Here is a 24,226-nt window from a genome sequence, read left to right as displayed (position 1 = left end):
TCTGGATTTCAGCCGGGAGTAAAAAGTCAGTTCACTCCAATAACAACTGTGGGAGCGAGCTTGCTCGCGAAGGGGCCATTCCAGCCAACATCTGCATTGGCTGATACACCGCTATCGCGAGCAAGCTCGCTCCCACACTGGATTTCAGACGGGAGTAAAAAGTCAGTTCACTCCAATAACAACTGTGGGAGCGAGCCTGCTCGCGAAGGGGCCATTGCAGCCAACATCTGCATTGACTGATACACCGCTTTCGCGAGCAAGCTCGCTCCCACACTGGATTTCAGCCGGGAGTAAAAAGTCAGTTCACTCCAATAACAACTGTGGGAGCGAGCCTGCTCGCGATGAGGGTAGAACATTCAACTTCTTCAGTGGCTGATACACCGCTATCGCGAGCAGGCTCACTCCTACAAAAGATCTTTGGCTGATCTTGAATTAGTGGGTGTTAGTTAGGTTTTAAGTGTTTGTCCAGCAACACTTGTGTTGCTCTAAAAACAAATAATCGGCCCGATCTAACCTAAGTGTTATTGGTTCTTTTACGGCAGGCCTTCGGCCCGTCTAGCATCGGTGTTCAAGGGGAAATAACTAACTTTGGGGATCCTGCGCTTCACTGACTAATCACGCTAAAAAGCCTTCACCGCCTTCCTGATTTCTACAACTACAGCAGACATTGCCGCGCATTGATTGCCGACCCTTTATTGTCGGCAACGGCCGGGTATTAGCTGCGATAAAGGAGCTGTCCCATGTATCAGCGTTCCCGTTCATTACTGGCCATCGCGGTGGTCGGTGCGATCTGGCAAGTTCCGGCGCAAGCCGAAGACACTTCCCCCCGCGTTGACGATGACACACGGCTGGGTACCGTGCTGGTCACCGGCACCCGTGGCACTGCTCGCACGGTGCTGGATTCTCCGGTGCCGGTTGACATATTGACTGCCGCCGACCTCAAGTCCACCGGCGCGGCCGACGGTGAGCTGGGCCAGGCGCTGCAAACGTTGCTGCCATCGTTCAGCATGCCGCGTCAGTCCAACTCCGGTGGCGCTGACCATGTGCGCGCCGCACAGTTGCGCGGCATGAGTCCGGATCAGGTGCTGGTGCTGGTCAACGGCAAGCGTCGTCACACTTCAGCGGTGGTCAACGACTCGGCGAAAATCGGTCGCGGCACGGCGCCGGTGGACTTCAACTCGATCCCCATCAGCGCGATCAAACGCATCGAAGTGTTACGCGACGGCGCCGGTGCGCAGTACGGTTCCGATGCGATTGCCGGGGTGATCAACATCATCCTCGACGACGCGCCCGAGGGCGGGGAAGTGTCCACCAGCTACGGCGCGTTTCACACCCATCAGGACGCCATCGGCAGAACCACCACCGACGGCCAGAACAGCGTGACCACGGCCAAGATCGGCACGCGTCTGGGTGAAGAGGGCGGGTTCATTCGCGGCGGTACCGAGTACAAAAATCGCAACCCGACCAACCGCGCCGGTTTCGACGGTTTTGCCGATACCCCGGACCAGCGCAACTACGTGATGGGCGACGGCCTGGCGCGGGACGTCAACCTGTGGTTCAACAGCGAGCTGCCGCTGGCCGGCGGCAAGGCCTACAGCTTCGGCACTTACAACCAGCGCCACACCACCGGCGCCGAATTCTATCGCTACCCCTACGAGCAGCCGCAGTTCTATCCCAACGGCTACCTGCCGCAGTCGCTGGGCGACAACAAGGACGTCTCCGCCACCGCCGGTTTCAAAGGCATGATCGGCGAAGACTGGGACTTCGACAGCAGCGTTACCCACGGCCGTAACCGCTTCGACGGATCCACCCGCCGCACCCTTAACGTGAGCCTCGGCGAGGACTCGCCGACGAAATTCGACACCGGCGATTACGAGCTGCGCCAGACCACCACCAACCTCGATTTCAGCCGCGAGCTGCGCCTCGGTGGACGCTCGTTCGTGCTGGCGCTGGGTGGTGAATACCGTTACGAAAACTACCTGACCTACGCGGGTGACGAGGCCTCCTACATCGGCTCCGGCGCTGACGGCGCCAACGGTCTGCGCCCCAGCGAAGAGTCGGACCTGGACCGCAACGTGTTTGCGACCTACGCCGAGTTGTCGGGCGATCTCACCGAGCGCTTCTTCGTCGACGCCGCCACGCGTTGGGAACATTACGACGATGCCGGCAGCAAACTCACCGGCAAGCTCAGTGGTCGCTACAAACTGACCGAGCAGTGGGCGCTGCGCGGTGCGGTGTCGAACAACTTCCGCGCGCCATCGCTGGCGCAGAGCGGTTTCCAGAACACCACCAGCAACTTCGGCGAAGGCGGCACGCTCACCGATATTCGTGTGCTCTCGGTCAACGACCCGATCGCCCGCGCGCTGGGGGCCGAGAAGCTCGATCCGGAAACCTCGAAGAACTTCAGCTTGGGGCTAACCTTCCAGCTCAACGAACGCTTCGACGCTTCGCTCGATGTGTTCCGCATCGACGTCAAGGACCGCATCACCCTGTCGCAGCGCATCGGCAGCGACGCCATGGAGCAATACATCAACGACAACTTCGGCGTGGCCGGGGTGCATGACGTCAACTTTTTCACCAACGCCGCCGACACCAGCACCCACGGTGCCGAACTGGTGCTCAACTACCATCAGCCGCTGTACGAAGGGCAACTGGGCCTGACCACCGCGTATACCTACAACCACACCAAAGTCACCAGCACCAAAGGCACGCCGTCGCAACTCACCGCACTGGGGATCGGCAACGACGCACTGGTCGGCGTTGAAGAAACCAATACCCTGACTGACGCTGCGCCCAAGGATCGTTTCGTGTTTTCCGCCAACTGGGCCAGCGAACACTGGGGCCTGCTCGGGCGTCTGACCCGTCAGGGCGAGACCACTCGCGTGTTCGACTTTGGCGACTCGCAACCGGAGCAGACCTATGGCGCGGTGTGGCAACTGGATGCCGAGGTGACCTACAAATTCACCCCGAAATTCAGCGTCGCCCTGGGCGGCAACAACCTCACCGACAACTACCCGGAGCGCTCCGGCTCGGCGATCAATTACGGCGGCAACCTGCCGTATGACGTGCTGTCGCCGATCGGCACCAACGGCGCTTACTACTACGCCAGCGCCACTTACGGCTTCTGAGCCGCACCGCCATGGACGGCGGATCTTCTGCGGGACTCTGCATGAATCACTCCAACGGTCCCAAGCGTCACCTGCCGGTAATGCAGGCGTTGCTGATCACGCTGGGCATGGTGATCACCACCGACATCCTCAAGACCGCGCCGACCGTGGCGCTGAACGTCGGGCCTGCCTGGTTCTACTGGGTCTGGGTGCTCGGCGGCCTGGCGTCGATGGCCGGGGCGTTGTGCTTTGCCGAAATGGCCACGGCATTTCCACATCCTGGCGGCGACTATCACTTTCTACGCACGGCCTATGGCGAGCGCATGGGTTTCCTGTTCGCCTGGTCACGCTTTTCGGTGATGCATACCGGCTGGATCGCCTTGTCGGCGTTCATGTTTGCCGATTACGTCAATGCCGTGGTGCCGCTCGGTCGATACGGCTTGGGGCTGTTTGCTGGCGGGTTGATCGCCGCGTTGGTGCTGCTCAATCTGACCGGCAAGCACATCGGTTTCATCACTCAGACCTTGCTGGTGGGCTTGTTGGCGCTGGGCTTTCTGAGCATCGCCAGCGCCGGGGTGTGGCTGGCGTGGCAGGGCATTGAAGCAGCGCCAGCGAGCGTTTCGGTTGCGCCGGAAAACACCGGTATGGCCGGGTTTTCGGCGGCGATGATTTTTGTGTTTCTGGCGTTTGGCGGCTGGAGCGATGCGGCCACATTATCGGCGGAAGTGCGCGATGGGCGGCGAGGGATTTTCATCGCCATGCTCGGTGCGCTGACGCTGCTGATGGCGATTTATCTGGCGCTGAACTGGGCGTTTGTGCGAGGCCTGGGATTCGCTGGACTGGCGGCGAGCAATGCACCGGCGGTGGAGCTGTTGAACCGTGCATTCGGGGCGCCGGGTGTGCTGCTGATTCTGCTGATGGTCGGCATCGCGGCCATCGCTACCATCAACTCGACCTTGCTGGTCGGCGCCCGCACCACCTATGCCGCCGCCCGCGATGTGCCGCAGTTGCGTCGTTTCGGCGAGTGGCACGAACGCGACGGCGTGCCGCGCAAGGCCTTGCTGGCGGAGGGCGCGGTGGCATTGTTGCTGGTGCTGTTCGGCAGTTTCACCCAGAGCGGCTTCAACACCATGGTCGAGTACCTGACCCCGGTGTACTGGCTGTTTCTGAGCTTCAGCAGCCTGGCGTTGATCATCCTGCGCCGGCGTTTCCCTGAGGTGCCGAGGCCGGTGAAGGTGCCGTTGTACCCGCTGTTGCCGCTGGTGTTTTTCGGACTGTGCCTGTACATGCTCTATTCGAGCGTGACGGTGGTGGGGTGGGGCGCGTTTCTGGGGATTGGCGTGTTGCTGGTCGGTGCGCTGCTGCTGGCGGGATTGAGCCGCCTGGCGTCGACGCCTCGGCAAGCTCTCGGCCAGATCAGCGATTAGAACGATACGTCGGCCGGTTGCGACAGACGCAGTACCGACAAGTCCCCGGTAATGCGTTTGTACGCCAGTCGAATTGCCTCGATGTTGCCGGCGTTCTGCGGATTGTTCTCGTGCAGGATCACGATCACTTTGGTACTCAGCCGCTCCGGCTCCTTCGCCCCATGATCACGCCACTGCCCATAGGCATCGAACACGGTGAAACCGTCGGGAAACCGCGACGTCACTTCCTTGTCGAGAAACGCGCGCCAGCGCGCCGGGCTGACCGCGCCTTCCTTGCCATCCACGGTGCCCACCGAGAAGTACAGCTCGGTGCGAATCCACTGCGCCTGCGCTGGACGTGTGGCATCACCTTGCAGGGTCGAACTGGCGGGGTCATGGGTGTGAACGGCGGCAGGCGGCGAGCTGGCACAACCGGCGACAGTGACGAACAGTGCGGCCAGTAACAGGCGTCTTTGCATGAAGCATCCCTTTTTATGAGTTGAGTACAGGGGCGCAATTATAGAGGGCGAGGTTAATAGCGATAAAAGATTAAAAAATGGTTTTGTGGTTGATTAGTGGAATAAGGAACGAACCAAGCCAGGATGCCAAATGTACCGCCGCCTTCGCGGGCAAGCCCGGCTCCCACAGGTCTCGTGGCGTGCACAAATCCCGTGATCCACACATCTCCCCTGTGGGAGCCGGGCTTGCCCGCGAAAGCGCCGGTTCAGTCAATAAAGATGTTGGATGCACCAACGCCATCGCTGGCAAGCCAGCTCCCACAAGTTTTTGCGGTGTACACAGATCCGCTGATCGACACCATCCACTGTGGGAGCGGGCTTGCCCGCGAAAGCGCCGGTTCAGTCAATAAAGATGTTGGATGCACCAACGCCATCGTTGGCAAGCCAGCTCCCACAGGTTTTTGCGGTGTACACAGATCCGCTGATCGACACCATCCACTGTGGGAGCGGGCTTGCCCGCGAAAGCGCCGGTTCAGTCAACGAAGATGTTGGATGTACCAACGCCATCGCTGGCAAGCCAGCTCCCACAGGTTTTTGCGGTGTACACAGATCCGCTGATCGACACCATCCACTGTGGGAGCGGGCTTGCCGGCGAAAGCGCTGGTTCAGTCAATAAAGATGTTGGATGCACCAGCGCCATCGCTGGCAAACCAGCTCCCCAGGTTTTTGCGGTGTACACAGCTCCGCTGATCGACACCATCCACTGTGGGAGCGGGCTTGCCCGCGAAAGCGGTGTATCAGTCGCTGGAGATTTTGCCTGTGCCGGCGCTTTCGCGAGCAAGCTCGCTCCCACAGTTTCTCTCGGTGCTTTCCAGCAGCGACGGCGTACTAACGCGTCGCTCAGCGCCCTTCATGCTGCTTGCGATAAGCCCCCGGTTGCACCCCCACCGACTTGGCAAACGCTCGTGTAAATGCGGCGATCGACTGATAGCCCACGGCCGCGCACACCTGTTCCACCGTGTGATTGGCCCGTAGCAACTGGCAGGCATGCCGAATGCGCAACGCCAGCAGCACTTGCCCCGGCGACTGCCCGGCCAGCTCATTGAAACGTTTGAAAAACGCCGAGCGCGACAGGCCGATACTCGCCGCCATGCTCTCCAGCGACCACGGCAATTGCGGTTGTTCGATCAACTGGTCCAGCAACGGCGCGAACTGCGGATTGCGCGCCAAAGCCACGAGGCCGCCGAGGCTCTGGTTGTCGGCCATCTGTTGGCGCAACACATACAAAAACAGCAGATGACTCAAGCGTTCGAGCAGCGCCGAGGAGGGCGCCGGCAGGCGTTCGCACTCTTGCAGGATCAACTCGAACAAGGCTCGCGCCGCGCTCGAAGAAGGGTCGCCCGCGCGCAGGATGATCCAGTCCGGCAGGCCTTCGATGATCAGCGACGACAGCCCGGACTTGAAATGAAAGAACCCGCAGACCAGCCCGACGCCATCCTGTGCCTGACTGTCGAGCGCGGTCATGGCCCTGCGCGGCAGCGTTTGGGCGAGGGCCGGCTCTTCGGCGCTGGAGAGGCGGTAGTTCAGATCGCGCAGCAGAAACACCGCATCTCCGGTGTTCAGCGGAATTGGCTGCTCCTGCCCGTCAATGTGCAGCCAGCAACGCCCCTGCACGATCAAGTGAAAACTGGCGCGCGCCAGTCCGTGCGTACTTGCATGCCAGCCACCGCAATAGCGGCCGATGTGAAACAGGCTCGCATCGAGTTCGAGGCTTTCTAATAACCAATCAACCAGGGGGCTGGACGAAATCATCTAATGGAAACACTCAGGAGCAAGTAATCGCTACTTTAGAATATGGATCGAAATTTTTATAACCAACAGACTGGCCGGACACTCAACAGCAGGAGTCCACTCCATGTCGCGCGTCACTCTTCACACCGTGCAAAGCGCTCCCGAAGCCGCCAAACCGTTTCTGGAAAATGCGCAGAAAAACTCCGGATTCATTCCGAACCTGCTGGCCGTGCTGGCCAATGCCCCGGCCGCGCTGGAAACCTACGTTACGGTATCGGCGCTCAATGGCAAGTCCGAACTCAGCCTCGCCGAGCGCGAAGTGGTGCAACTGATTGCGGCGACCAACCATGGTTGCGATTTCTGTGTCGCAGGTCATACCGCCGTCGCGCTGAATAAGGCAAAACTGCCGCCGGAAGTCGTCAGTGCGCTGCGTGAAAAAGCCACTGTCCCCGTGGAAAAACTGGAAACCCTGGCCGCGTTTGCCCGCGAAGTGATTGCCACCCGGGGCAAGGTCAGCGACCAGACCTTCAACCAGTTCAAGGCTGCCGGCTACACCGAAGGCAATGCGCTGGAAGTGATCCTCGGCATCAGCCTGGCGACCCTGTGCAACTTCGCCAACGTGTTCGCCGACACACCGCTCAACCCCGAGCTGGCGCCGTATCGCGCGTAATCGGCCAACGCTTCAGGCCGCATCGTCTATGGTTGATGCGGCTGCGTACAAGGAGAGAAACGACATGCTCAATCCGGCATTGATGCAATGGCTGGAACACAACGCCCAGGCCCTGGATGCGGGCGACGGCGATCCACAACAGGTGCTGACGCAACTGGCGCAGGCCGGGGTGCTACGGGTCGGCATCAGCCCGGCGCTGGGCGGCAGCGGTGGTCACGTCAGTGATGCTGTGGAAACCCTGGCTGCCGTCGCCAGCCATTCATTGGCGGCGGCGTTTGTGTTCTGGGGCCAACGGGCCTTTATCGAATACCTGCTGCACAGCCCCAACACTGCGCTGAGGGAAAAACTGCTGCCGGCGTTGCTCAGCGGCGAACTGGCCGGCGCCACCGGTTTGTCTAACGCGATGAAATACCTGTCGGGCATCGAGGCCCTGCAAGTGCGTGCCGCCCACACCGCAGACGGCTGGACCCTGAACGGGCGCCTGCATTGGGTGACCAATCTGCGCCAAAGTGGTTTCGTGGTGGCGGCGGCGATCGAGCACGAGGAGGGTGGTTCGCCGTTCGTGCTGGCGATCGCCGATGACGCTGCCGGCGTACAACGTTCCGCCGATCTGCAACTGATGGGGCTGCAATCGAGCAACACGGCTGCGATCGATTTCGCGCAAGTGGCGGTCGGACGCGAATGGCTGCTGCATGAAGATGCGCGCAAGTTTCTGCCAGCGGTGCGCCCGGCATTTCTCGGCTTGCAGTGCGGCATGGCGATTGGTCTGGCGCGACGGGCGCTGGCCGAGGTCGAAGGACATTTGCAGGACGGCCGTTCGATTCTGCTGGAGCCGTTGCAGGAACAACGCGAGCAACTGGCGCAGAGCGTCGATGCGCTCAAGCAAGGCCTGCACGACGGACGTTTCCTGACCCAGCCGGGCGCCTTGTTCCAGATCCGCATCGCGCTGGCCGAATCCGCTGCCAACGCCGTGCAACTGGAACTGCAATCCAGCGGCGGCAAGGCTTATCTGACCGAGCACGGCAGCGGTTTCGCCCGGCGCTGGCGCGAGTCGGCGTTCGTGCCGATCGTCACTCCGAGCCTGGTGCAATTGCGCGCCGAATTGCAGCGGCAGAAACGGGAAGCGACGGCATGACGGCGCCGGTGCTGGAGGCGCAGGGCATCAGCCTCGGCTACCCGCGAGAGCAGGGCTGGCACACCGTGCTGGAGCACTTCGACCTGCAATTGCAACCCGGCGAAGTGGTGACGATTCTCGGCCCCAGCGGTGTCGGCAAATCCAGTCTGCTGCGAGTGCTGGCGGGTTTGCAGGCACCGCAACAGGGTCGGGTGAGCCTGCTTGGCGAGCCGCTGACCGGTGCGCATCCACGAGTGGCGGTGGCGTTTCAGGACCCGAGCCTGCTGCCGTGGCTGACTTTGGAAAAGAACGTCGCCTTCGGTCTCGACTTCGCCCGCCAGCCGCATCTCACGGCCGAGCAGCGCAAGGCGCGGATCGACCACGCCATTGCTGCGGTCGGCCTCGAACATGCGCGGTTGCAGCACCCGATGCAGTTGTCCGGCGGCATGGCCCAACGCACCGCGTTGGCCCGCTGTCTGGCGCGGCAGCCGCAGGTGCTGTTGCTCGATGAACCGTTCGGCGCGCTGGATGAAATCACCCGCGCCGACATGCAGCAGTTGCTCCTGCAATTGATCGCCGAGCACCACACCGCAGCCGTGTTGATCACCCACGACATCGATGAAGCCCTGCTGCTTTCCGAGCGGATTCTGCTACTGGGTAACAGCCCGGCGCACATCCTCGGCGAGTGGCGCATCGACCTGCCTCAGCCGCGTGCCGAGCTGGTTGAGGAACTGGGCGCGCTGCGCATCGACATCCTCAAAACCCTTCGGCGGGCAAGCCGCAACCCCCTCACTCAACCTGTGCCCGCTACGTCGGAGATTGACCATGTGCCTGGACGACTTCACTCACACACGTCGTGACTTCCTCAAACTCAGCGCGTTGCTGACTGCCGGCGGTGCGTTGCCGCTGCTCAACAGCCTCAGCGCGCGCGCCGCTGCCGAGCCGAACGCGCCAGTGCGCATCGGTTATCTGCCGATCACCGACGCCACGCCGTTGCTGGTCGCACACAACAATGGCCTGTTCGAGGCCGAAGGTATTCAGGCTGAACGCCCGGTGCTGCTGCGCAGTTGGGCGCAGGTGATCGAGGCGTTCATTTCCGGACAGGTCAACGTGATTCACCTGCTGTCGCCGATGACCGTGTGGGCGCGCTACGGCAGCAAGGTGCCGGCCAAGGTCGTGGCGTGGAACCACGTCGGCGGCTCGGGTCTGACCGTGGCGCCGGGCATCACCGAGGTCAAGCAACTCGGTGGGCAATCGGTGGCGATTCCGTTCTGGTACTCGATTCATAACGTGGTGGTGCAGCAACTGTTCCGCGACCACGGACTGGTGCCGGTGAGCAAGTCGGCGAGCGCCGCGCTGGCGCCGAACGAAGTCAATCTGCTGGTGCTGCCGCCGTCGGACATGCCGCCAGCCCTGGCGAGCAAACGCATCGCCGGCTACATCGTCGCCGAGCCGTTCAACGCCCTGGCCGAGGAACTCAAGGTCGGTCGGGTACAGCGCTTTACCGGCGACGTCTGGCGCAATCACGCCTGCTGCGTGGTGTTCATGCATGAGCAGGATCTGAACAACCGTCCCGAGTGGTCGCAGAAAGTGGTCAACGCGATCGTCAAGGCGCAGGTCTGGACCCGCGACAACCGCGCCGAGGCGGCGAAACTACTGTCCAAGGACGGCGCCAATCGCTACACCCCGCACGCGCAACCGGTGCTCGACCGGGTGCTGTCACCGGCCACCAGCGACCGCGAGCAATACCTGGCCAGCGGCGCGATCCAGCACAGCCAGTGGGACGAGCAGCGCATCGACTTTCAGCCGTACCCGTTCCCCAGCTACACCGAAGAGCTGGTCAAGCGTCTGAAGGACACGCTGATCGAGGGCGACAAGGGTTTCCTTGCCAACCTCGATCCGCAGCAAACCGCCCGGGATCTGGTAGACGATCGCTTCGTGCGTAATGCCATTGCTACAGTCGGCGGGATGAAGGCATTCGGATTACCGGAAAGCTTTGATCGCAGCGAGGAGTTCAGCCTCTGATGCGTCAGCGATCTTCTTCGACCGTTCATGGTTTGTTGGGTGTGGCGGGGCTGTTGTGCCTGTTGCTGCTGTGGTGGCTGGGCGTACACGTGTTCGGCGGCAACGACAGCCTGGCGCTGCGCTTTTCACCCGAGGCAACCCTGGCCAGCCTTGGCGAACTGCTGCTGCGCCCGGAGCTGTACGAGCATGTGCTGGTCAGCCTGAAGCGGATTCTGGTCGGTCTGCTGCTGGCGCTGTTGATCGGCGTGCCGCTGGGCTTGATGATCGGCAGTTACCGACATCTGGAAGCGGCGACCACGCCGGCGTTTCAGTTTCTGCGGATGATCTCGCCGCTGTCGTGGATGCCGGTGGTGGTGATGCTGCTGGGCGTTGGCGATCAGCCGATCTACTTCCTGCTGACCTTCGCTGCGGTGTGGCCGATCCTGCTCAACACCGTGGCCGGCGTGCGCCAGCTCGACCCGCGCTGGCTGCAACTCAGCCGCAGCCTCAGCGCCACCCGCTGGGAAACCCTGCGCAAAGTGATCCTGCCCGGCGTGCTCGGCCATGTGCTGACCGGGGTGCGGCTGTCGATCGGCATTTTGTGGATCGTGCTGGTGCCGTGCGAGATGCTCGGCGTCAGCGCCGGGTTGGGCTACTTCATCCTCGATACGCGTGATCGACTGGCGTATTCGGAACTGATGGCGATGGTACTGCTGATCGGCGTACTGGGCTTTGCCCTGGATGCGTTCGCGCGCTGGCTGCATCGGCGCTGGGCGCCGGCGTGAGGCCTTTCGCGAGCAAGCCCGCTCCCACGTTGGATTAATGACAAGCATGCATTCTGTTTTTAGCGCAGAACCCCTTGTGGGAGCGAGCCTGCTCGCGAAGGCGGAGTGTCGGTTGTCGGAGATTTTGCCTGTGCCGGCGTCTTCGCGAGCAAGCCCGCTCCCACAATGGATCAATGGCAGGCATGCATTCTGTGTTTAGCGCAGAGCCCATGTGGGAGCGGGCTTGCTCGCGAAAGTGGTGTTTCGGTTGTCGGAGATTTTGCCTGTGCCGGCGTCTTCGCGAGCAAGCCCGCACCCACAACGGATCAATGGCAGGCATGCATTCCGTGTTCAGCGCAGAGCCCCTGTGGGAGCGAGCTTGCTCGCGAAAGCGGAGTGTCAGTCGCCGGAGGTTTTGCCTGTGCCGGCGTCTTCGCGAGCAAGCCCGCCCCCACAACGGATCAATGGCAGGCATGCATTCTGTGTTTAGCGCAGAGCCCCTGTGGAAGCGGGCTTGCTTGCGAAAGCGGAGTGTCAGTCGCCGGAGGTTTTGCCTGTGCCGGCGTCTTCGCGAGCAAGCCCGCTCCCACAATGGATAAATGGCAGGCATGGATTCCGTGTTCAGCGCAGAGCCCCTGTGGGAGCGAGCTTGCTCGCGAAAGCGGAGTGTCAGTCGCCGGAGGTTTTGCCTGTGCCGGCGTCTTCGCGAGCAAGCCCGCTCCCACAGGGGGGCTGTTACGGGGCGGAGGCTGGTTTCGCCAGCGCAATCCCCGCATCCCCCAGTCGCTTGAGTATCTCGAACAGCAGGTCACTCTTGGTCCCGCCGACAATCCGCGGGCTGCCGACGTAGCCGGTCACCGTCAAGGTGATGCCATCCGGCGACAGCTTGCTGAAGCGCACGTACGACGCCGGTTTATCGAGGATGTTTTCGTTTTCGTGGTAGGTGTTCAGCAGCAATTCCTTGACCTGTTCGGGGTCGATGTCCAGCGGGAACATCAGCTCCAGGCTCGCCACCCCCTGGGCGCTGCCGCCGAGGGTGACGTTGCGCAGGTTTTGCGAGATCAGTTGCGAGTTGGGCACGATCACGATGGAGCGGTCGCTGAGCTGGATTTCCGTGGCGCGCACGTTGATCCGGCGGATGTCGCCCTCGACGCCGCTGATGCTGATCAGGTCGCCGACCTTCACCGGGCGTTCGGTGAGCAGGATCAGCCCGGAGACGAAGTTCTTGACGATTTCCTGCAAACCGAAACCGATCCCCACCGAGAGCGCACTGACGATCCACGCCAGATTGGTCCAGCGCACGCCCAGCGACGACAGCGTCAGGAGGATGACCGTGGCATAACCGATGTTGGAAAACAGCGTGCTCAACGACGCGCACATGCCCGGATCCATATCGGTCTTGGGCAGGAATTCGTTGTCGAGCCAGCGGCGCAGGGCGCGGATCAGGTAGATGCCGATCAGCAACGCCAGCACGGCATTGATCAGATGCGCGGGAACGATGTTCAGCTTGCGCAACCCGGCGCCACCAAGAATGCCCATGACATTGGTGGTCAGTTGCCCGAACGTGGTGCCGATGCCGCCGACGAACAGGGTAATCACCGCCAGCAACAGCAGCCCGGCGCGGCTGGCACCGGACAGCACAATCGAAATCTGCTCCAGCCGCCGGTCGCCCATGCCCAGGGTCTGCTTGATGGTCTTGCCGGCCGAGTAGCGCGGCGAGAACAGGTATTCGCAGGCATCCTTGACCACCTGCACCAGCAAATAGAACCCGGCCAGCACGATATAGGCCCACACCAACTCATAGGTGACGAAGCGGGCCAGCGACACATAGCCGGTGAGCAGAGCCAGCGCCGACACGCACATGCACACCGTGGCAATGCTGTAGATCGCCCCGGCAAACGTGCTGCCGGCCTCCGGGTCATTGGCGGTGAGCAACGCTTTGCGCACTTTGCCGACGCGCAACAGCAGCGGCACCAGAATCACGATCACCACGATGGCAATCACCCCGCGCTGGGCGATCACGATCTGGCTGCTCATGCCGGTGGCGTTGCTGACCTGCACCAGCGTTACCAGCACCAGCAGGGTGGCGGCGAGAATCCTTGGATAGGGCCGCAACGCCAGCGCCACCGAGTCGGCAATCGCCGGCAGCCGCCATGAAGGATGCTGAGTCGACAGCAGCGCGCGGCTCAACGCGGTGATCAGGACGCAGGCGTAGACGGCTTTTTCGAATTCCTCGGAAAAAGTCTGCAGCACCGGCGTCAGTGGTTCGTGGCGGGTGCAGGCGTAGAACAGCAGATGCAGGGCGATGGCCGTGGTGCCAAGGGTCGCCAGCGCCGAGGCGAATGCCAGCGCGCTACGGCGCAAGCGCCCCTCCGGCATGCGGTGGATGCACAACCAGGTCAGCCCGCGCTCGGCGAGTCGGCGGCCGACCGTCCAGAAAGCCAGCGCCAGCAGCACCAGCACGCAGGTGAAAAAGCGCTGGCCGGGCGCCCAGACCGTGGCCCAGGTGAGTTTCACCTGATTGATGAAAAAATTCAGGCGCTGACGATCATCCGGCTCTGGCGACACCAATGGCGACCAGAAGTCCGGGCTCAGGATGCTGTCGGTGCGCAGCGTCAGTTCGCTTTCGAGCAGTGTGCGGCGGATGCCGGCGATTTGCGTGATCAGCTCGGCTGCGCTCTGCTTGAGCGCGGCAAGGCTCTTGAGCGTGGCATCGACCTTGTTTTTCTGCTCGTTGAGCTGCGCCCGTTGCGCGGCGATTTCCGCCTGTTCGGCGGCAATCTGCGTATCCGGCGCCGCGCCGAGCACCCCCAGTTGCACCGCCAGTTGTGCCTGCTGCGGCAACAACGATGCCGACAACCGATCGACATCCAGAATGAACGTCTGCACCCGGTCTTGCGGGCCTTCGAGCTGGTTGTAGTTGTTGGCGGCGGAAATCTGCTGCTTCAGCCCATCGAGGCGCAGTTGCAGGGCTTGCAGATCACTTTGCGAGACCTCCACCAGCGGCGCCGCAGTGGTCGCCGAAGGCGCCGGCAAATCCGCCGCCCACAACGCCGAACCGCCCGGAGCGAGCAGGAGCAGCGCGACAAAAAACAATGAGTTCAATGTGTTGCGCATGAGAGGGGCCGGTTCTCGTTGATCACACCAGCTATGAGGTTAGGTGATCGAGCCGGGCGCGGCGGAAAATTTCGGGGGGAGCAGGGCGGGCCAGTGAGCCGAACGCGTCGTGTACGCCCTCAGTCTCAGCTAAGTATTGGCTCGTATCTTCCCCCCAGCGCAAGTTCAGCGCTGGACAGGAGAGGCGATCCACACATGAATCCCGCTAAAGCCGGATGGCTTAACAAAGTCCCCGAAGTGACACTGGCCTTCTGGGTGATCAAGATTCTCTCGACGACCGTGGGCGAAACCGGCGCCGACTTCCTTGCGGTGGATGCCGGTTTTGGTGCTGGCTGGACCAGCATCGGCATGGCGCTGCTACTCGGGTGCGCGCTGTTCTTTCAAATGCGTAAAACCGCGTATACGCCCTGGATCTACTGGTTGACCGTGGTGCTGGTGAGCATCGTCGGCACGCAGATCACCGACATCATGACCGACATGCTCGACATCAGCCTGTACGTCAGCACTGCGGTGTTCTCGGTGTTGCTGGCCGTTAACTTCCTGATCTGGTTCACGATGGAGAACAACCTGTCGATCCGCGAAATCAACACGCCGCGGCGCGAGCTTTTTTACTGGTCCACTGTGCTCTGCACCTTTGCCCTGGGCACTGCCGCCGGGGACCTGGCAACCGAAGCGTTGGGGTTGGGCTTCACCGTCGGTGCAGTGATATTCGGCGCGCTGATCGCGGCGACGCTGTTGGCCTGGCGGATGGGGGCCAACGTGGTGCTGACCTTCTGGACCGCCTACATCCTCACCCGTCCGTTCGGCGCCTCTCTCGGTGACTTGCTGACTCAGGCCAAGACCTACGGTGGCCTGGGCATGGGCGCCGCCTGGACCAGTGCGATCTTCCTCAGCGTCATCGTGCTGCTGGTGGCGGTCGCGCAGATCAGCCTTGGCAATCGCAAAACCCTCACTCAATAAACGTTTGGATACCCATCAAGGAATCAATATGCACGCCTTCAAAACGGCTTTTCGCCACGTCGCGATCATCTCGTCTCTGATACTGCTCGGTAGCCTCGCCGGCTGCTCGAAACCCGCCGACAAGCCCGCTGCCGGCACGCCGACCAGCTCTTTGAGCGCGCCGCCGCAATCGGGCTCGAAGCTGGGTGACCTGAGCGAGTTCCGCAACATCGCCGCTGACGTCAGCACGCTAGTCGAGAAAAACGACCTGCTCGGCGCCAAGACGCGGATCAAGGATCTGGAGACCTCCTGGGACTCTGCCGAAGCCGGCATCAAGCCGCGTGCCGCTGCCGACTGGCATGTACTGGACAAGGCCATTGACCGCGCGCTGGATGCCCTGCGCGCCAGCTCGCCGAAGCAGGCTGACTGCAAGGCGGCCATGGATGATCTGCTCAAGGCCTTCGATTCGATGAACGGCAAGCAGTGATCGCAGCGCTGAACCGGCGGCGGACAAACGTCGGTTCAAGTGCTTCAATACAGGCGCGATGGCCATGACCGTCGCGCCTTTTTCTGTCGGAGCGCTGCATGCGGATTCTGCTGGTCGAAGATGACCTGATGATTGGCGAAGCCATCGAGGCGGCGCTCAAGGAGGCCAGCTACGCCACCGACTGGGTGAAAAACGGCCTCACCGCGCTGGCGGCGCTGGACACCCAGACCTACGATCTGGTGTTGCTCGACCTCGGCCTGCCCGGCAAGGACGGGCTCGATGTGCTGGATGCCATTCGCGCGCGCAACAACCCCGTGCCGCTGCTGATTATCACCGCCCGCGATGGCCTCGATGACCGGCTGCGCGGCCTCGATGGCGGCGCGGATGACTTCCTGCTTAAACCGTTCGCCATGGCCGAGTTGCTGGCACGCATGCGAGCGGTATTGCGCCGTCGCGGCGGTAACGCGCAATCGTTGCTGGATAACAGCGAGGTGTCGTTGAACCTGATTTCGAAACAGGCCTCCACCGCGCAAGTCGCCGATGTGCAGCTTTCCAGCCGCGAGTTTGCGCTGTTACAGGCACTGTTGATCCGCCCGGGTGCGATTCTCTCGCGCAGCGAACTTGAGGACCGGATTTACGGCTGGGGCAATGAAGTGGAAAGCAACGCGGTGGAGTTTTTGATCCATTCGCTGCGGCGCAAACTGGGCAACCATGTCATCAGGAATGTCAGGGGGATGGGATGGATGGTTTCAAAAGGCGTTTGAGCGACTCGGTGCAGTCACGGCTATCCATCACGCTGTCACTGGCGATTCTCATCGTCGCCTTGCTCGCCGGTGCATTCGCGTTCATCTCGGCACTCGACGAAGCGCACGAAATGCAGGACGAAAGCCTGCGTCAGGTGGCGCTGCTGTTCGATCGGCAGCACATGACCCTGGGTTATCCCGCTGCCGGGCAGGTCGTTGGCGATGACGAAGACTCGCGGATCACCGTGCAATACCTGGCCGACAGCAGCAAAGCCGTCGGCACTGATGACGCGAGCATTCCGTTGCCCTTTCCCCTGACCCTGGCCGATGGTCTGGCGACGCTGAATATCGCCGGTGAACACTATCGTGTGCTGGTCAGAACCACCTCGGCAGGCGAACGCATTGCGGTCGCGCAGGAAGCCGATGTGCGCGACAAGGAAGCCCGGGAAAGCGCCTGGCGCAGCCTGCTGCCATTTCTGATTCTGTTTCCGGTGCTGCTGTTGGTGGTGGGGGATCTGGTGCGCAAGCTGTTTCGCCCGATCGCGACGCTCTCGGCGGAAATCGATCAGCGCGACCAACAGGCCCTGCATGCGATTGATGAACAGCACTTGCCGAGCGAAATCCGGCCCTTCGTCGTGGCGATCAATCGGTTGCTGCGCCGCGTTGCGCAGGCGATGGAGGCGCAACGACGGTTTATCGCCGATGCCGCCCATGAACTGCGCTCGCCGATGACGGCGCTGTCGCTGCAGGCTGAGCGATTGGCCGCTACGCCCATGTCGGCTGACACCCGGCAGAACTTTCTGCCGCTGGCTCAGGGGATCGAGCGCAGTCGCAAGCTGATCGAGCAATTGCTCGCTCTGGCCGCCGCACAATCAATCGCGCAACGCGCCGAGGCTGCCGTGTCGGTGCATGCAGTGTTCCGCCGAGTGCTGGAAGACCTGCTGCCACTGGCAGTGAACAAAGCCATCGATATCGGCGTGGAGAGCGTCGAGGATGTGCAGGTCGTCATCAACGAGCTGGACCTGTTCATCCTGATCAAGAACCTGGTGGATAACGCCATCCGCTATACCCCGGCGGGCGGACGAGTCGACCTCAGCGTCGAACGGACGGAGCAGGGCGCGCGCATCGAAATCAAGGACTCGGGGCCGGGCATCCGCGCCGAAGAACAGGCGCTGGTGTTCGATCCGTTTTACCGCAGCCTGGGGACCGGCGAGGCCGGGTCCGGGTTGGGGCTGTCGATTGTCAGAGCGATCGCCGAACGGACGGGGATTCGGGTGGGTTTGAGTTTTGTCGATGAAGTGGGGCGGTGTGGCTTGCGTGTTTCGCTGTGGTTGAAAGATAGGTTGTGAGAGAACCCTGCATTTAAAAAAGCGACGGTGACAGGCATGCTATGGCTCACGCCAATGTTCGGACGTCAGGGATAGTCAGCTCCATGTGGAAAGTTTTGTTGCAAAGACTCACCGGAAAAACATCCACCACTGCAAAAACCGAGCGCTCAGTAGATCCAGTAGATCCAGTAGATCCACCTGAAGTATTGCCAGTGCGTGACTGGAAGTGGCTGGTCATGTCCTGGGATGGATTCCACAGGGAGGCCGGTCTACGGCAAATCCGCTCATCGCAATCGACCGAGCGGCTGGCGTCCATTATCGTGCGGCTCAACGACTGGGTGCCGCAGGTACGTGCGGCGGCCAGAGACGCTTTCGCAGACTACCTGACCCCCGAGTATGGCCCTTGGCTGATCGCCAAGACTCCCGCCATCCTTGCCCTTGAGCAGCGCCGACGCGAAGACCACGGCGCTACCATCCAAAAGCTTGAAGCGCTGCTGGCAACACCTGAATGCCTCGCGCAAACCACAGCTGCTTTCGAAACCAGCCGTGGCGCCTGTACGCGGTTGTTTTTCAGGGTACTCGCTCAGACAAAGCGCGCAGATGAGCTGGAGGCGTTTCTTGTCGCGAGCCTTCATCATGCAGATTTCAGTGTGCGGCGAGCTGCGCTCGGCAGGGCAATGGCGCTGCCTCTGGAATCGGCGCAGAAGGCCATCGCCTATGGACTCGCCAGCAACAGCAGCATTCTCAGGCGCCTGTCGTTTCTGCAAGCCATTGAGTTGCAAACGGATCGCACACGACTGATCGAAGACTTTCTGACCGACCCATCGTCTGCAGCAAGATCGACTGCACTCTGGGCCGCCAGAAAGTATGGCGTCGACCCGTTGCAGGTACTTCAAGCGCAACTGGCAGGCGAGATTCCCGCTACCAAAGCCCGTTGGCTTGGCGTACTCGGGTTGGCGCAGTCGCTTGGCATGGCGATCCCGCAAGGGTGGATGAACGCTGCCCTCAGCCAAAACAGTGGCGAGGTTCGGGCACTGGTCCTGAGCCTCGAAGGAGAGGGCAGGCCTGATTTACTGATCGCGGCGATCGCGGACCTGTCACGCCCGGTGTTCGAGGCCGGGGTACGCGGCCTGCGCCCGCAGCCATGGAAAGTCATCGAGTCAGCATTCAGCGCTCAGCTCGAGACCCTCTGGCCAGCGCTGTCCGCCTCTCGACGTCAGGCACTGCTTGAACTGATGCCCAAATGGACACAAGCCGGGTATCTGTTGCAGCAGCTGTCTCGCACACCTGCTGAACCTTCCGTGCTTGAGCAGTTGCGCGCATGGGTCTATGGCCAGACTTACTCGATTACTGACCGCGAAACATCGGAAAGCGAGCGTGCCCGAGTTGTCGCGAAACTGACTGCGCTTGAGAAGGACGGGGTATTGCCGACAGGGTCGGTTGCCAGGCTGACATGAAGGTGATGTCAGGCAGGCATGAGTGCTCGAACCCGGATAGGTTGAATCGGGGAAGGTCTGTTATGCGGATGGATTCGGGGCAAGGCTGCTGACCGTCAGGTGCCTGTCCACGACATTTCGATATGCGTGTCCGTCGTGCCAGTCTGGCGAAAGCCCAGTCGTTCATAGAGCTTCTGCGCCAGAGTGTTCGTGCGAAAAGCGCCCAACTGCAACGGCACCTTGCGGGCAGCGGCTTCCAGTTGGAGGTTCTTCAGAATCTGCGAGCCGATGCCCTTGCCTTGATATTCGGGCGAAATAGCGATGTTCTGAACATGGATTCGGTCTTCCTTTTCCAGTATTTGCACATAGCCAACAAGCCGGCCGTCTTGTTCAATAACCGAAGTGGCTGTGCATGCGAATTCCACCGCAAAATTTGCGCGTTGCCAACTCTCATCCCAGCCCCATATTTTTTCGATGTGTTCGCGGAAGACTGCTCGATGCAAGTCGAAGAGGGTTGGCTGGTCACCATCGGTGGCGGGGCGTAGCGTCATGCGGGTCTCTGATTTGTGCTTTTGACTTTTGCTGAGGCTAGCGGCTGCAACAACAAACGGCAATTCGGATAGATCATGGCCCGCAGCATCTGACTGCCCCACGTACACTCAAAGCGCCACCCGCTGCAGAAACTTCCTGACCTCCAGCGAATACGCCCCCGGATGCGAAAACCTGAACATATGCCCGGTCCTCGGCATGACGACTTCCTGCGCGCCTTTTATGCCATTCAGCAGAATCCCTGCAGCCTCTTTGCCGATCAGCTTATCTTCCTCGGGCGTAAGGATCAGCGTCGGCACGTCGATCTTTGCCAGCAGGGCGGTGTAGTCGATTTTCTCGATCGAGCGCACGCGGTTGACGTAGGCCTTGTGTGGGGTTTGCTCGATGAAGAGCGCGCGGCTCCTGGCGGTTGACCAGGGAATTTCGCCTTCCTTGTCGAACGCCGAAGCCAGTTGTGCGGCGTGGAAGCGCAGGGTGGTCTGTCGATAAAACGGCCCGGGGAAGAACGGCGCCAGCGCGGCCAGCGTTTTCAGCAGGGGCGAGGTGATCGGGTTTTTGGCGAAACCGCCGGACAGCACCAGGCCCTTGAGGCCTTTTGGCTGGCGCGTTGCAACCGCGATCGAGGCGACCGCGCCGTAGGAGTCGCCCACCAGCACGTAGCATTCGAGATCTTTCACTTGATCAACGATGAAGTTGGCGAGCGTTTCCAGATCAGCGACGTCGTCCGGTAAGCGCAACGTACGCATGGCGCGGTGCTGCAAGTGGCTGAGTTGGTCGAGCTGCCACGGTGCACCGGCGAAGCAGGGAACCATGACCAGCGTGGGCTCGGTTTGCATGAGAATTCCAGGGATGTTGAACGGATGTCCGCACTCTAGGAGCACCGAGGCGCGCGATCCAATGGCATTGGTGCAGCCTCTCGATGCACGAGGTCGATCATCAGTCGCCGATCAGCATTCTGGTGATCCATTCAACCGCCGGCTCGTTGGCGCGCCCGCGTGCGCGGACGACAAAGACCTCCCAGGTGGGCAGCGTCAGGGGCAATTCGAACAGGCTCAGTTGTGCGGTTTCCTGCATCTGCAAGGCGACACGTTCGGCGACCACGGCAATCGATTCCGATGCGCCAACCATGAATGGCACTGCGAGAAAACTCGGGCAGGTGACGCTGACCTTGCGGCTGCGACCGAGCTGTTCCAGCGCGTCATCGACAGCGCCCCGCGCGTCGCCCCGGGGCGAAATCAGAACGTGCGGCAGACGCGTGAAGTCATCCAGTTCCATATGCAAATGTTTGCCGCGCTTGACCAATGCCGGGTGCCCTTTGCGGGCGATGCCGACGAATCGCTCCTTGTGCGCGAGCTGGCAATCAAAGCGTTGCGGCACTTGCGCAAACGAACCCGAACCCAATACCAGGTCGATCTCGCCGGCGTCCAGTTGGCGCATCGCCGACTCGCCATCCACCGGCCCGAGTTTCAGCACCACCTCCGGCGCCGCAACCTGAATTTTCGCCAGCGCCGGGGCGATGACGGTCAGCACGGCGTGATCGGTGGCCGCTATCCGCAGTGTCGCCTGCAGACGCGCTGGATCGAACGGCCCCCGTGGGCTGGCGACCAGCCGCACCGATTCGAGCACCGCCGCCACTCTGGGCATCAGCTCGATGGCCAGCGGCGTCGGTGCCATGCCGCGAGGGTTGCGAATGAACAGCTGATCATCAAACGCCGTGCGCAAACGCGACAGGGCATGGCTGGTGGCCGACTGCGACAGATGCAGGCGTTGCGCCGCACGACCGACGTGCCTTTCCGCCCAAAGCGCCTCTAGAACCACCAGAAGATTGAGGTCGAAACGCGTCAGATCCAGCGGCTTCATGGGGTGTTGGCCTTTTCATCATTCGATGTTCGCCACTTTCCTACAGCCACTGGCTGAAAGCTACAGCCCGATCTGTCCTGGCAGGCATGCAGGCGTGGTCGCCTGAGAAGGTATAGGGCGAGACGACGCGGTTGTTCAGCCGTCCTTTCCGTGGCGCGTAGCCGGTGTATCAAATGCCCGTCGATGTCGCCCGCAATGTACCCATGACAATTTTTTGATTGTGATAAGCGCCAGATTTTACGATGAGTCATCGCCCATTTAGAGACTCACCATGCACATCGCCATCCTGACCTTTGAAGGCTTCAACGAACTGGATTCGCTCATCGCGTTCAGCATTCTCAACCGCGTCAAACAGCCCGATTGGCGCGTGTCGATCGCCAGCCCGACGGAAAAAGTGCGCTCGATGAATGGCCTGGTAATCGAGGCTCAGGTGTCATTGGAGGAGGCGAGCGACGCGGACGCGGTGTTGGTGGGCAGCGGAAGTCTGACCCGGGATATCGTGGCGGATACCGAGCTGATGGCGCGGCTACGGCTCGATCCGCAGCGCCAGCTCTTGGGCGCTCAGTGCTCGGGCACGCTGATCCTGGCAAAGCTTGGCCTGCTCAATGACGTCCCGGCCTGTACCGATCTGATCACCAAGCCCTGGGTGGAGGAGGCCGGTGTGGCGGTGCTCAATCAGCCGTTCATGGCCAAGGGCAATGTCGCCACCGCTGGCGGTTGCCTGTCCTCACAATATATGGCGGCCTGGTTCATCGCCCGTCTGGCCGGTGTGGAGGCCACCCGCAACGCGTTTCATTATGTGACGCCCGTTGGCGAGAAAGAGCTCTACATCGATCGGGCGATCGCGAACATCAAGGCGTATCTGTAAAGCACGTTTAATCGACGCCTGAAGCAGCGAATCAGCTCTCACGGGTCTCAACTGGTTCGGCCGCCGCTTCGGTCGCCAGTTTCGCGCGGTCGGCCTTGCTGATGTACTTGGGCTTTTTCGGCGCCAGTTTGGCGCTGGCCTTTTTGGCTTTTTCCTTGAACAACTGCTGCAGTTTCTTTTGGCGGTTCATGTTTCTACTCGGAGAAGGGGAGCCGGGCATATGCCCATCCAGCGCGCATTAAAACCGGCTCGGAGCGATTTGGCGAGTCTGTTGCAGCGATGCAGGATCAAACGGCTCACCGGTGTCCGTCATCAGCCATTTCGCAAAGGGGGGCCGCGGTCGGGGTCATGGCTTCGACGCCGCCAGAAAATCGCTGATCAGCGCTACCACCTGCTGCTGGATCACTTCACGCGGGCGCGCATTGTCGCGATCCTGGCAAATGACGCCATCGCCCGGTGCGTCTTCCTCGAGCATCTCGATCGCGCCCGGTTTGCAGATCGACGTGAAGCTGAAGTGAGTGGCGTCGTTGATCTCGACATAACGTGTGGTAGCCGCTGGCAGGCGTTTGGCCAGATCGGCGGATTCCAGTTGCGCCGGCAGGTCTTCGGAAGGTGCGCCGGCGGCGATCACCAGCGTCGGTACTGGCAACGCCGCGAGGCTTGCGTCGGTCATGCCGCGTGACAGGCCCAGGTCCAGCGAAACGATGGCGCTGACTGGTTTGTAACGCCGGTCGGCCGCCAGGTCGGCTTTGCCTTGCGCGGTGCTGGCGGGGTTCATTTGCTTATAGACGTTGCAACTGGCGAGCTGCGCATGGGCCTTGCAGTCCTCGGCAAAACGTTCGGGGTCGAAGCGTGCACCGGCGATTTCCAGAGCCGTCCAGCCACCGAGCGAATGCCCGACGACGGCAATCCGCTGCGGCGCCACCGCGCCAAATTTTCCCGGCTGCGCCACAACGGCTTCGATGGCCCGCCGCAGATCGACCGGCCGCTGCCACAGCTGCGCCGCCGCTTGCGGACTGCGGTCGTGGGTGGTGCTGCCGGGATGGTTGACTGCCGCGACGATGTAACCCTGATCGGCCAGCGCACTGGCCAGCCACATCTGGTTGCTCCAGTTGCCCCGGTAACCATGGGACAGCACCACCAGCGGATGCTCGCCGGCGGTCGGCGGCGCATCGCGCACCGCAGAGGCACTGACGAACACCGGACTGTCGTCAATCACCTGCGCGGGTGCATGGGTTGTCGCCGGGTACCAGACGACCATTTCCAGCGGCCGCTGCGGATCCGCCAGGGTTGTGCGGTGGAAGCCGATGGGGTGCGAGTCCGCGAGTGCGCTGGTGGACAGGCCAAGCAGAAGCAGGGCGCCGAGAGCTGTTTTCAAGGTTGATCTTCCATGAGTGCATTTGTTGTTTTGAGATACGGCTGCGCGCAGGTTAGTAGACCGGTTGCAAAGAAGATAGTGGATGCCTCGACTGTGCAGTGACAGGCCGAATCCGAAACAAGACCGCGCCCGTCCGGATTTGAAATACCCACCATTGCCCGCTAGAGTCGCGCCCCTTGTCCGGCCAACAGCGCCGGCGACGGCTGG

General features: G+C 61.6%; 21 protein-coding genes. 13 read left to right on the top strand and 8 right to left on the bottom strand.

Going from position 1 to position 24,226, the window contains the following annotated elements; genetic code table 11:
* Nucleotides 1-740 precede the first annotated feature (740 nt).
* Both M0808_RS27820 and M0808_RS27815 read left to right on the top strand, forming a co-directional pair.
* Nucleotides 741-3,128 (top strand): TonB-dependent receptor, encoded by a 2,388-nt coding sequence (locus tag M0808_RS27820; protein WP_247843140.1) that lies wholly within the window; start codon nt 741-743, stop codon nt 3,126-3,128.
* Between the two features lie 41 nt (nt 3,129-3,169).
* Nucleotides 3,170-4,534 carry an APC family permease gene (locus tag M0808_RS27815; protein WP_247843139.1) on the top strand — a complete coding sequence of 455 codons (1,365 nt, stop codon included), beginning with the start codon at nt 3,170-3,172 and terminating at the stop codon, nt 4,532-4,534.
* Here the strand turns inward: M0808_RS27815 and M0808_RS27810 are convergent.
* Together M0808_RS27810 and M0808_RS27805 are read right to left on the bottom strand one after the other, a co-directional pair.
* Nucleotides 4,531-4,992 (bottom strand): DUF3574 domain-containing protein, encoded by a 462-nt coding sequence (locus M0808_RS27810; protein WP_247843138.1) that lies wholly within the window; start codon nt 4,990-4,992, stop codon nt 4,531-4,533. The two genes, M0808_RS27815 and M0808_RS27810, sit on opposite strands and share 4 nt — an antisense overlap.
* A gap of 879 nt (nt 4,993-5,871) precedes the next feature.
* Nucleotides 5,872-6,783 carry an AraC family transcriptional regulator gene (locus tag M0808_RS27805; protein ID WP_027614170.1) on the bottom strand — a complete coding sequence of 304 codons (912 nt, stop codon included), beginning with the start codon at nt 6,781-6,783 and terminating at the stop codon, nt 5,872-5,874.
* Nucleotides 6,784-6,886: 103 nt separating this feature from the next.
* On the opposite strand from M0808_RS27805, the gene M0808_RS27800 reads away from it, so the two are divergent.
* From M0808_RS27800 to M0808_RS27780, 5 genes are all read left to right on the top strand, one after another.
* A complete protein-coding gene (locus M0808_RS27800; RefSeq protein ID WP_247843137.1) occupies nt 6,887-7,432 on the top strand; it encodes a carboxymuconolactone decarboxylase family protein in 546 nt (181 codons plus the stop codon).
* Between the two features lie 64 nt (nt 7,433-7,496).
* Nucleotides 7,497-8,567, top strand: coding sequence for an acyl-CoA dehydrogenase family protein (locus tag M0808_RS27795; RefSeq protein ID WP_247843136.1), 1,071 nt, complete (start codon nt 7,497-7,499; stop codon nt 8,565-8,567).
* Nucleotides 8,564-9,406, top strand: coding sequence for an ABC transporter ATP-binding protein (locus M0808_RS27790; protein ID WP_210559019.1), 843 nt, complete (start codon nt 8,564-8,566; stop codon nt 9,404-9,406). Before M0808_RS27795 ends, M0808_RS27790 begins: the two co-directional genes overlap by 4 nt.
* A complete protein-coding gene (locus tag M0808_RS27785; protein ID WP_247843135.1) occupies nt 9,372-10,571 on the top strand; it encodes an ABC transporter substrate-binding protein in 1,200 nt (399 codons plus the stop codon). The genes M0808_RS27790 and M0808_RS27785 overlap by 35 nt, the downstream gene beginning before the upstream one ends.
* Nucleotides 10,571-11,335 (top strand): ABC transporter permease, encoded by a 765-nt coding sequence (locus M0808_RS27780; RefSeq protein WP_247843134.1) that lies wholly within the window; start codon nt 10,571-10,573, stop codon nt 11,333-11,335. Before M0808_RS27785 ends, M0808_RS27780 begins: the two co-directional genes overlap by 1 nt.
* 714 nt (nt 11,336-12,049) lie before the next feature.
* On the opposite strand, the gene M0808_RS27775 is transcribed toward M0808_RS27780, so the two are convergent.
* Entirely contained in the window at nt 12,050-14,431 is a 2,382-nt protein-coding gene (locus M0808_RS27775) for a DUF3772 domain-containing protein (protein WP_247843133.1), read from the bottom strand.
* Nucleotides 14,432-14,626: 195 nt separating this feature from the next.
* Between M0808_RS27775 and M0808_RS27770 the strand changes: the two genes are divergently transcribed.
* From M0808_RS27770 to M0808_RS27750, 5 genes are all read left to right on the top strand, one after another.
* Nucleotides 14,627-15,391: a hypothetical protein gene (locus M0808_RS27770; RefSeq protein WP_247843132.1), complete on the top strand. Its 765-nt coding sequence runs from the start codon at nt 14,627-14,629 to the stop codon at nt 15,389-15,391.
* Nucleotides 15,392-15,419: 28 nt separating this feature from the next.
* Entirely contained in the window at nt 15,420-15,857 is a 438-nt protein-coding gene (locus tag M0808_RS27765; RefSeq protein ID WP_247843131.1) for a hypothetical protein, read from the top strand.
* 98 nt (nt 15,858-15,955) lie between these two features.
* Nucleotides 15,956-16,621, top strand: a complete 666-nt coding sequence (locus tag M0808_RS27760) for a response regulator (RefSeq protein ID WP_247843130.1) — start codon at nt 15,956-15,958, stop codon at nt 16,619-16,621.
* Nucleotides 16,597-17,949, top strand: a complete 1,353-nt coding sequence (locus M0808_RS27755; RefSeq protein WP_247843129.1) for an ATP-binding protein — start codon at nt 16,597-16,599, stop codon at nt 17,947-17,949. The genes M0808_RS27760 and M0808_RS27755 overlap by 25 nt, the downstream gene beginning before the upstream one ends.
* 83 nt (nt 17,950-18,032) lie before the next feature.
* Nucleotides 18,033-19,385: a hypothetical protein gene (locus tag M0808_RS27750; RefSeq protein WP_247843128.1), complete on the top strand. Its 1,353-nt coding sequence runs from the start codon at nt 18,033-18,035 to the stop codon at nt 19,383-19,385.
* Between the two features lie 95 nt (nt 19,386-19,480).
* Here the strand turns inward: M0808_RS27750 and M0808_RS27745 are convergent, their stop codons facing one another.
* The 3 genes from M0808_RS27745 to M0808_RS27735 form a co-directional block, all read right to left on the bottom strand.
* On the bottom strand, nt 19,481-19,915 hold the full coding sequence (locus tag M0808_RS27745) for an N-acetyltransferase (protein ID WP_247843127.1): 435 nt from the start codon (nt 19,913-19,915) through the stop codon (nt 19,481-19,483).
* 108 nt (nt 19,916-20,023) lie between these two features.
* The gene (locus tag M0808_RS27740; protein ID WP_247843126.1) at nt 20,024-20,749 is read right to left on the bottom strand and encodes an alpha/beta hydrolase; all 726 of its coding nucleotides are present in this window, start codon (nt 20,747-20,749) and stop codon (nt 20,024-20,026) included.
* 100 nt (nt 20,750-20,849) lie between these two features.
* On the bottom strand, nt 20,850-21,773 hold the full coding sequence (locus M0808_RS27735; protein ID WP_247843125.1) for a LysR family transcriptional regulator: 924 nt from the start codon (nt 21,771-21,773) through the stop codon (nt 20,850-20,852).
* Nucleotides 21,774-22,044: 271 nt separating this feature from the next.
* Between M0808_RS27735 and M0808_RS27730 the strand changes: the two genes are divergently transcribed.
* Nucleotides 22,045-22,641 carry a DJ-1/PfpI family protein gene (locus tag M0808_RS27730; RefSeq protein ID WP_247843124.1) on the top strand — a complete coding sequence of 199 codons (597 nt, stop codon included), beginning with the start codon at nt 22,045-22,047 and terminating at the stop codon, nt 22,639-22,641.
* Nucleotides 22,642-22,672: 31 nt separating this feature from the next.
* On the opposite strand, the gene M0808_RS27725 is transcribed toward M0808_RS27730, so the two are convergent.
* Complete coding sequence (locus M0808_RS27725; RefSeq protein WP_247843123.1) at nt 22,673-22,831, bottom strand: DUF2986 domain-containing protein; 159 nt, start codon at nt 22,829-22,831, stop codon at nt 22,673-22,675.
* Nucleotides 22,832-22,987: 156 nt separating this feature from the next.
* A complete protein-coding gene (locus M0808_RS27720) occupies nt 22,988-24,019 on the bottom strand; it encodes an alpha/beta fold hydrolase (RefSeq protein WP_135295573.1) in 1,032 nt (343 codons plus the stop codon).
* Nucleotides 24,020-24,226: the final 207 nt, after the last annotated feature.

The organism is Pseudomonas sp. MWU12-3103b (genome assembly GCF_023100615.1).
GTDB lineage: Bacteria > Pseudomonadota > Gammaproteobacteria > Pseudomonadales > Pseudomonadaceae > Aquipseudomonas > Aquipseudomonas putida_A.
The sequence above is the reverse complement of the archived record's forward strand: the minus strand, read 5'-3'. Positions and strand labels throughout refer to the sequence as shown.

Excerpts from the sequence above, each read along its gene's own strand:
- M0808_RS27820 (WP_247843140.1), top strand. The coding sequence starts at position 741 with ATGTATCAGCGTTCCCGTTCATTACTGGCCATCGCGGTGGTCGGTGCG.
- M0808_RS27815 (WP_247843139.1), top strand. The coding sequence starts at position 3,170 with ATGAATCACTCCAACGGTCCCAAGCGTCACCTGCCGGTAATGCAGGCG.
- M0808_RS27810 (WP_247843138.1), bottom strand. The coding sequence starts at position 4,992 with ATGCAAAGACGCCTGTTACTGGCCGCACTGTTCGTCACTGTCGCCGGT.
- M0808_RS27805 (WP_027614170.1), bottom strand. The coding sequence starts at position 6,783 with ATGATTTCGTCCAGCCCCCTGGTTGATTGGTTATTAGAAAGCCTCGAA.
- M0808_RS27800 (WP_247843137.1), top strand. The coding sequence starts at position 6,887 with ATGTCGCGCGTCACTCTTCACACCGTGCAAAGCGCTCCCGAAGCCGCC.
- M0808_RS27795 (WP_247843136.1), top strand. The coding sequence starts at position 7,497 with ATGCTCAATCCGGCATTGATGCAATGGCTGGAACACAACGCCCAGGCC.
- M0808_RS27790 (WP_210559019.1), top strand. The coding sequence starts at position 8,564 with ATGACGGCGCCGGTGCTGGAGGCGCAGGGCATCAGCCTCGGCTACCCG.
- M0808_RS27785 (WP_247843135.1), top strand. The coding sequence starts at position 9,372 with ATGTGCCTGGACGACTTCACTCACACACGTCGTGACTTCCTCAAACTC.
- M0808_RS27780 (WP_247843134.1), top strand. The coding sequence starts at position 10,571 with ATGCGTCAGCGATCTTCTTCGACCGTTCATGGTTTGTTGGGTGTGGCG.
- M0808_RS27775 (WP_247843133.1), bottom strand. The coding sequence starts at position 14,431 with ATGCGCAACACATTGAACTCATTGTTTTTTGTCGCGCTGCTCCTGCTC.
- M0808_RS27770 (WP_247843132.1), top strand. The coding sequence starts at position 14,627 with ATGAATCCCGCTAAAGCCGGATGGCTTAACAAAGTCCCCGAAGTGACA.
- M0808_RS27765 (WP_247843131.1), top strand. The coding sequence starts at position 15,420 with ATGCACGCCTTCAAAACGGCTTTTCGCCACGTCGCGATCATCTCGTCT.
- M0808_RS27760 (WP_247843130.1), top strand. The coding sequence starts at position 15,956 with ATGCGGATTCTGCTGGTCGAAGATGACCTGATGATTGGCGAAGCCATC.
- M0808_RS27755 (WP_247843129.1), top strand. The coding sequence starts at position 16,597 with ATGGATGGTTTCAAAAGGCGTTTGAGCGACTCGGTGCAGTCACGGCTA.
- M0808_RS27750 (WP_247843128.1), top strand. The coding sequence starts at position 18,033 with ATGTGGAAAGTTTTGTTGCAAAGACTCACCGGAAAAACATCCACCACT.
- M0808_RS27745 (WP_247843127.1), bottom strand. The coding sequence starts at position 19,915 with ATGACGCTACGCCCCGCCACCGATGGTGACCAGCCAACCCTCTTCGAC.
- M0808_RS27740 (WP_247843126.1), bottom strand. The coding sequence starts at position 20,749 with ATGCAAACCGAGCCCACGCTGGTCATGGTTCCCTGCTTCGCCGGTGCA.
- M0808_RS27735 (WP_247843125.1), bottom strand. The coding sequence starts at position 21,773 with ATGAAGCCGCTGGATCTGACGCGTTTCGACCTCAATCTTCTGGTGGTT.
- M0808_RS27730 (WP_247843124.1), top strand. The coding sequence starts at position 22,045 with ATGCACATCGCCATCCTGACCTTTGAAGGCTTCAACGAACTGGATTCG.
- M0808_RS27725 (WP_247843123.1), bottom strand. The coding sequence starts at position 22,831 with ATGAACCGCCAAAAGAAACTGCAGCAGTTGTTCAAGGAAAAAGCCAAA.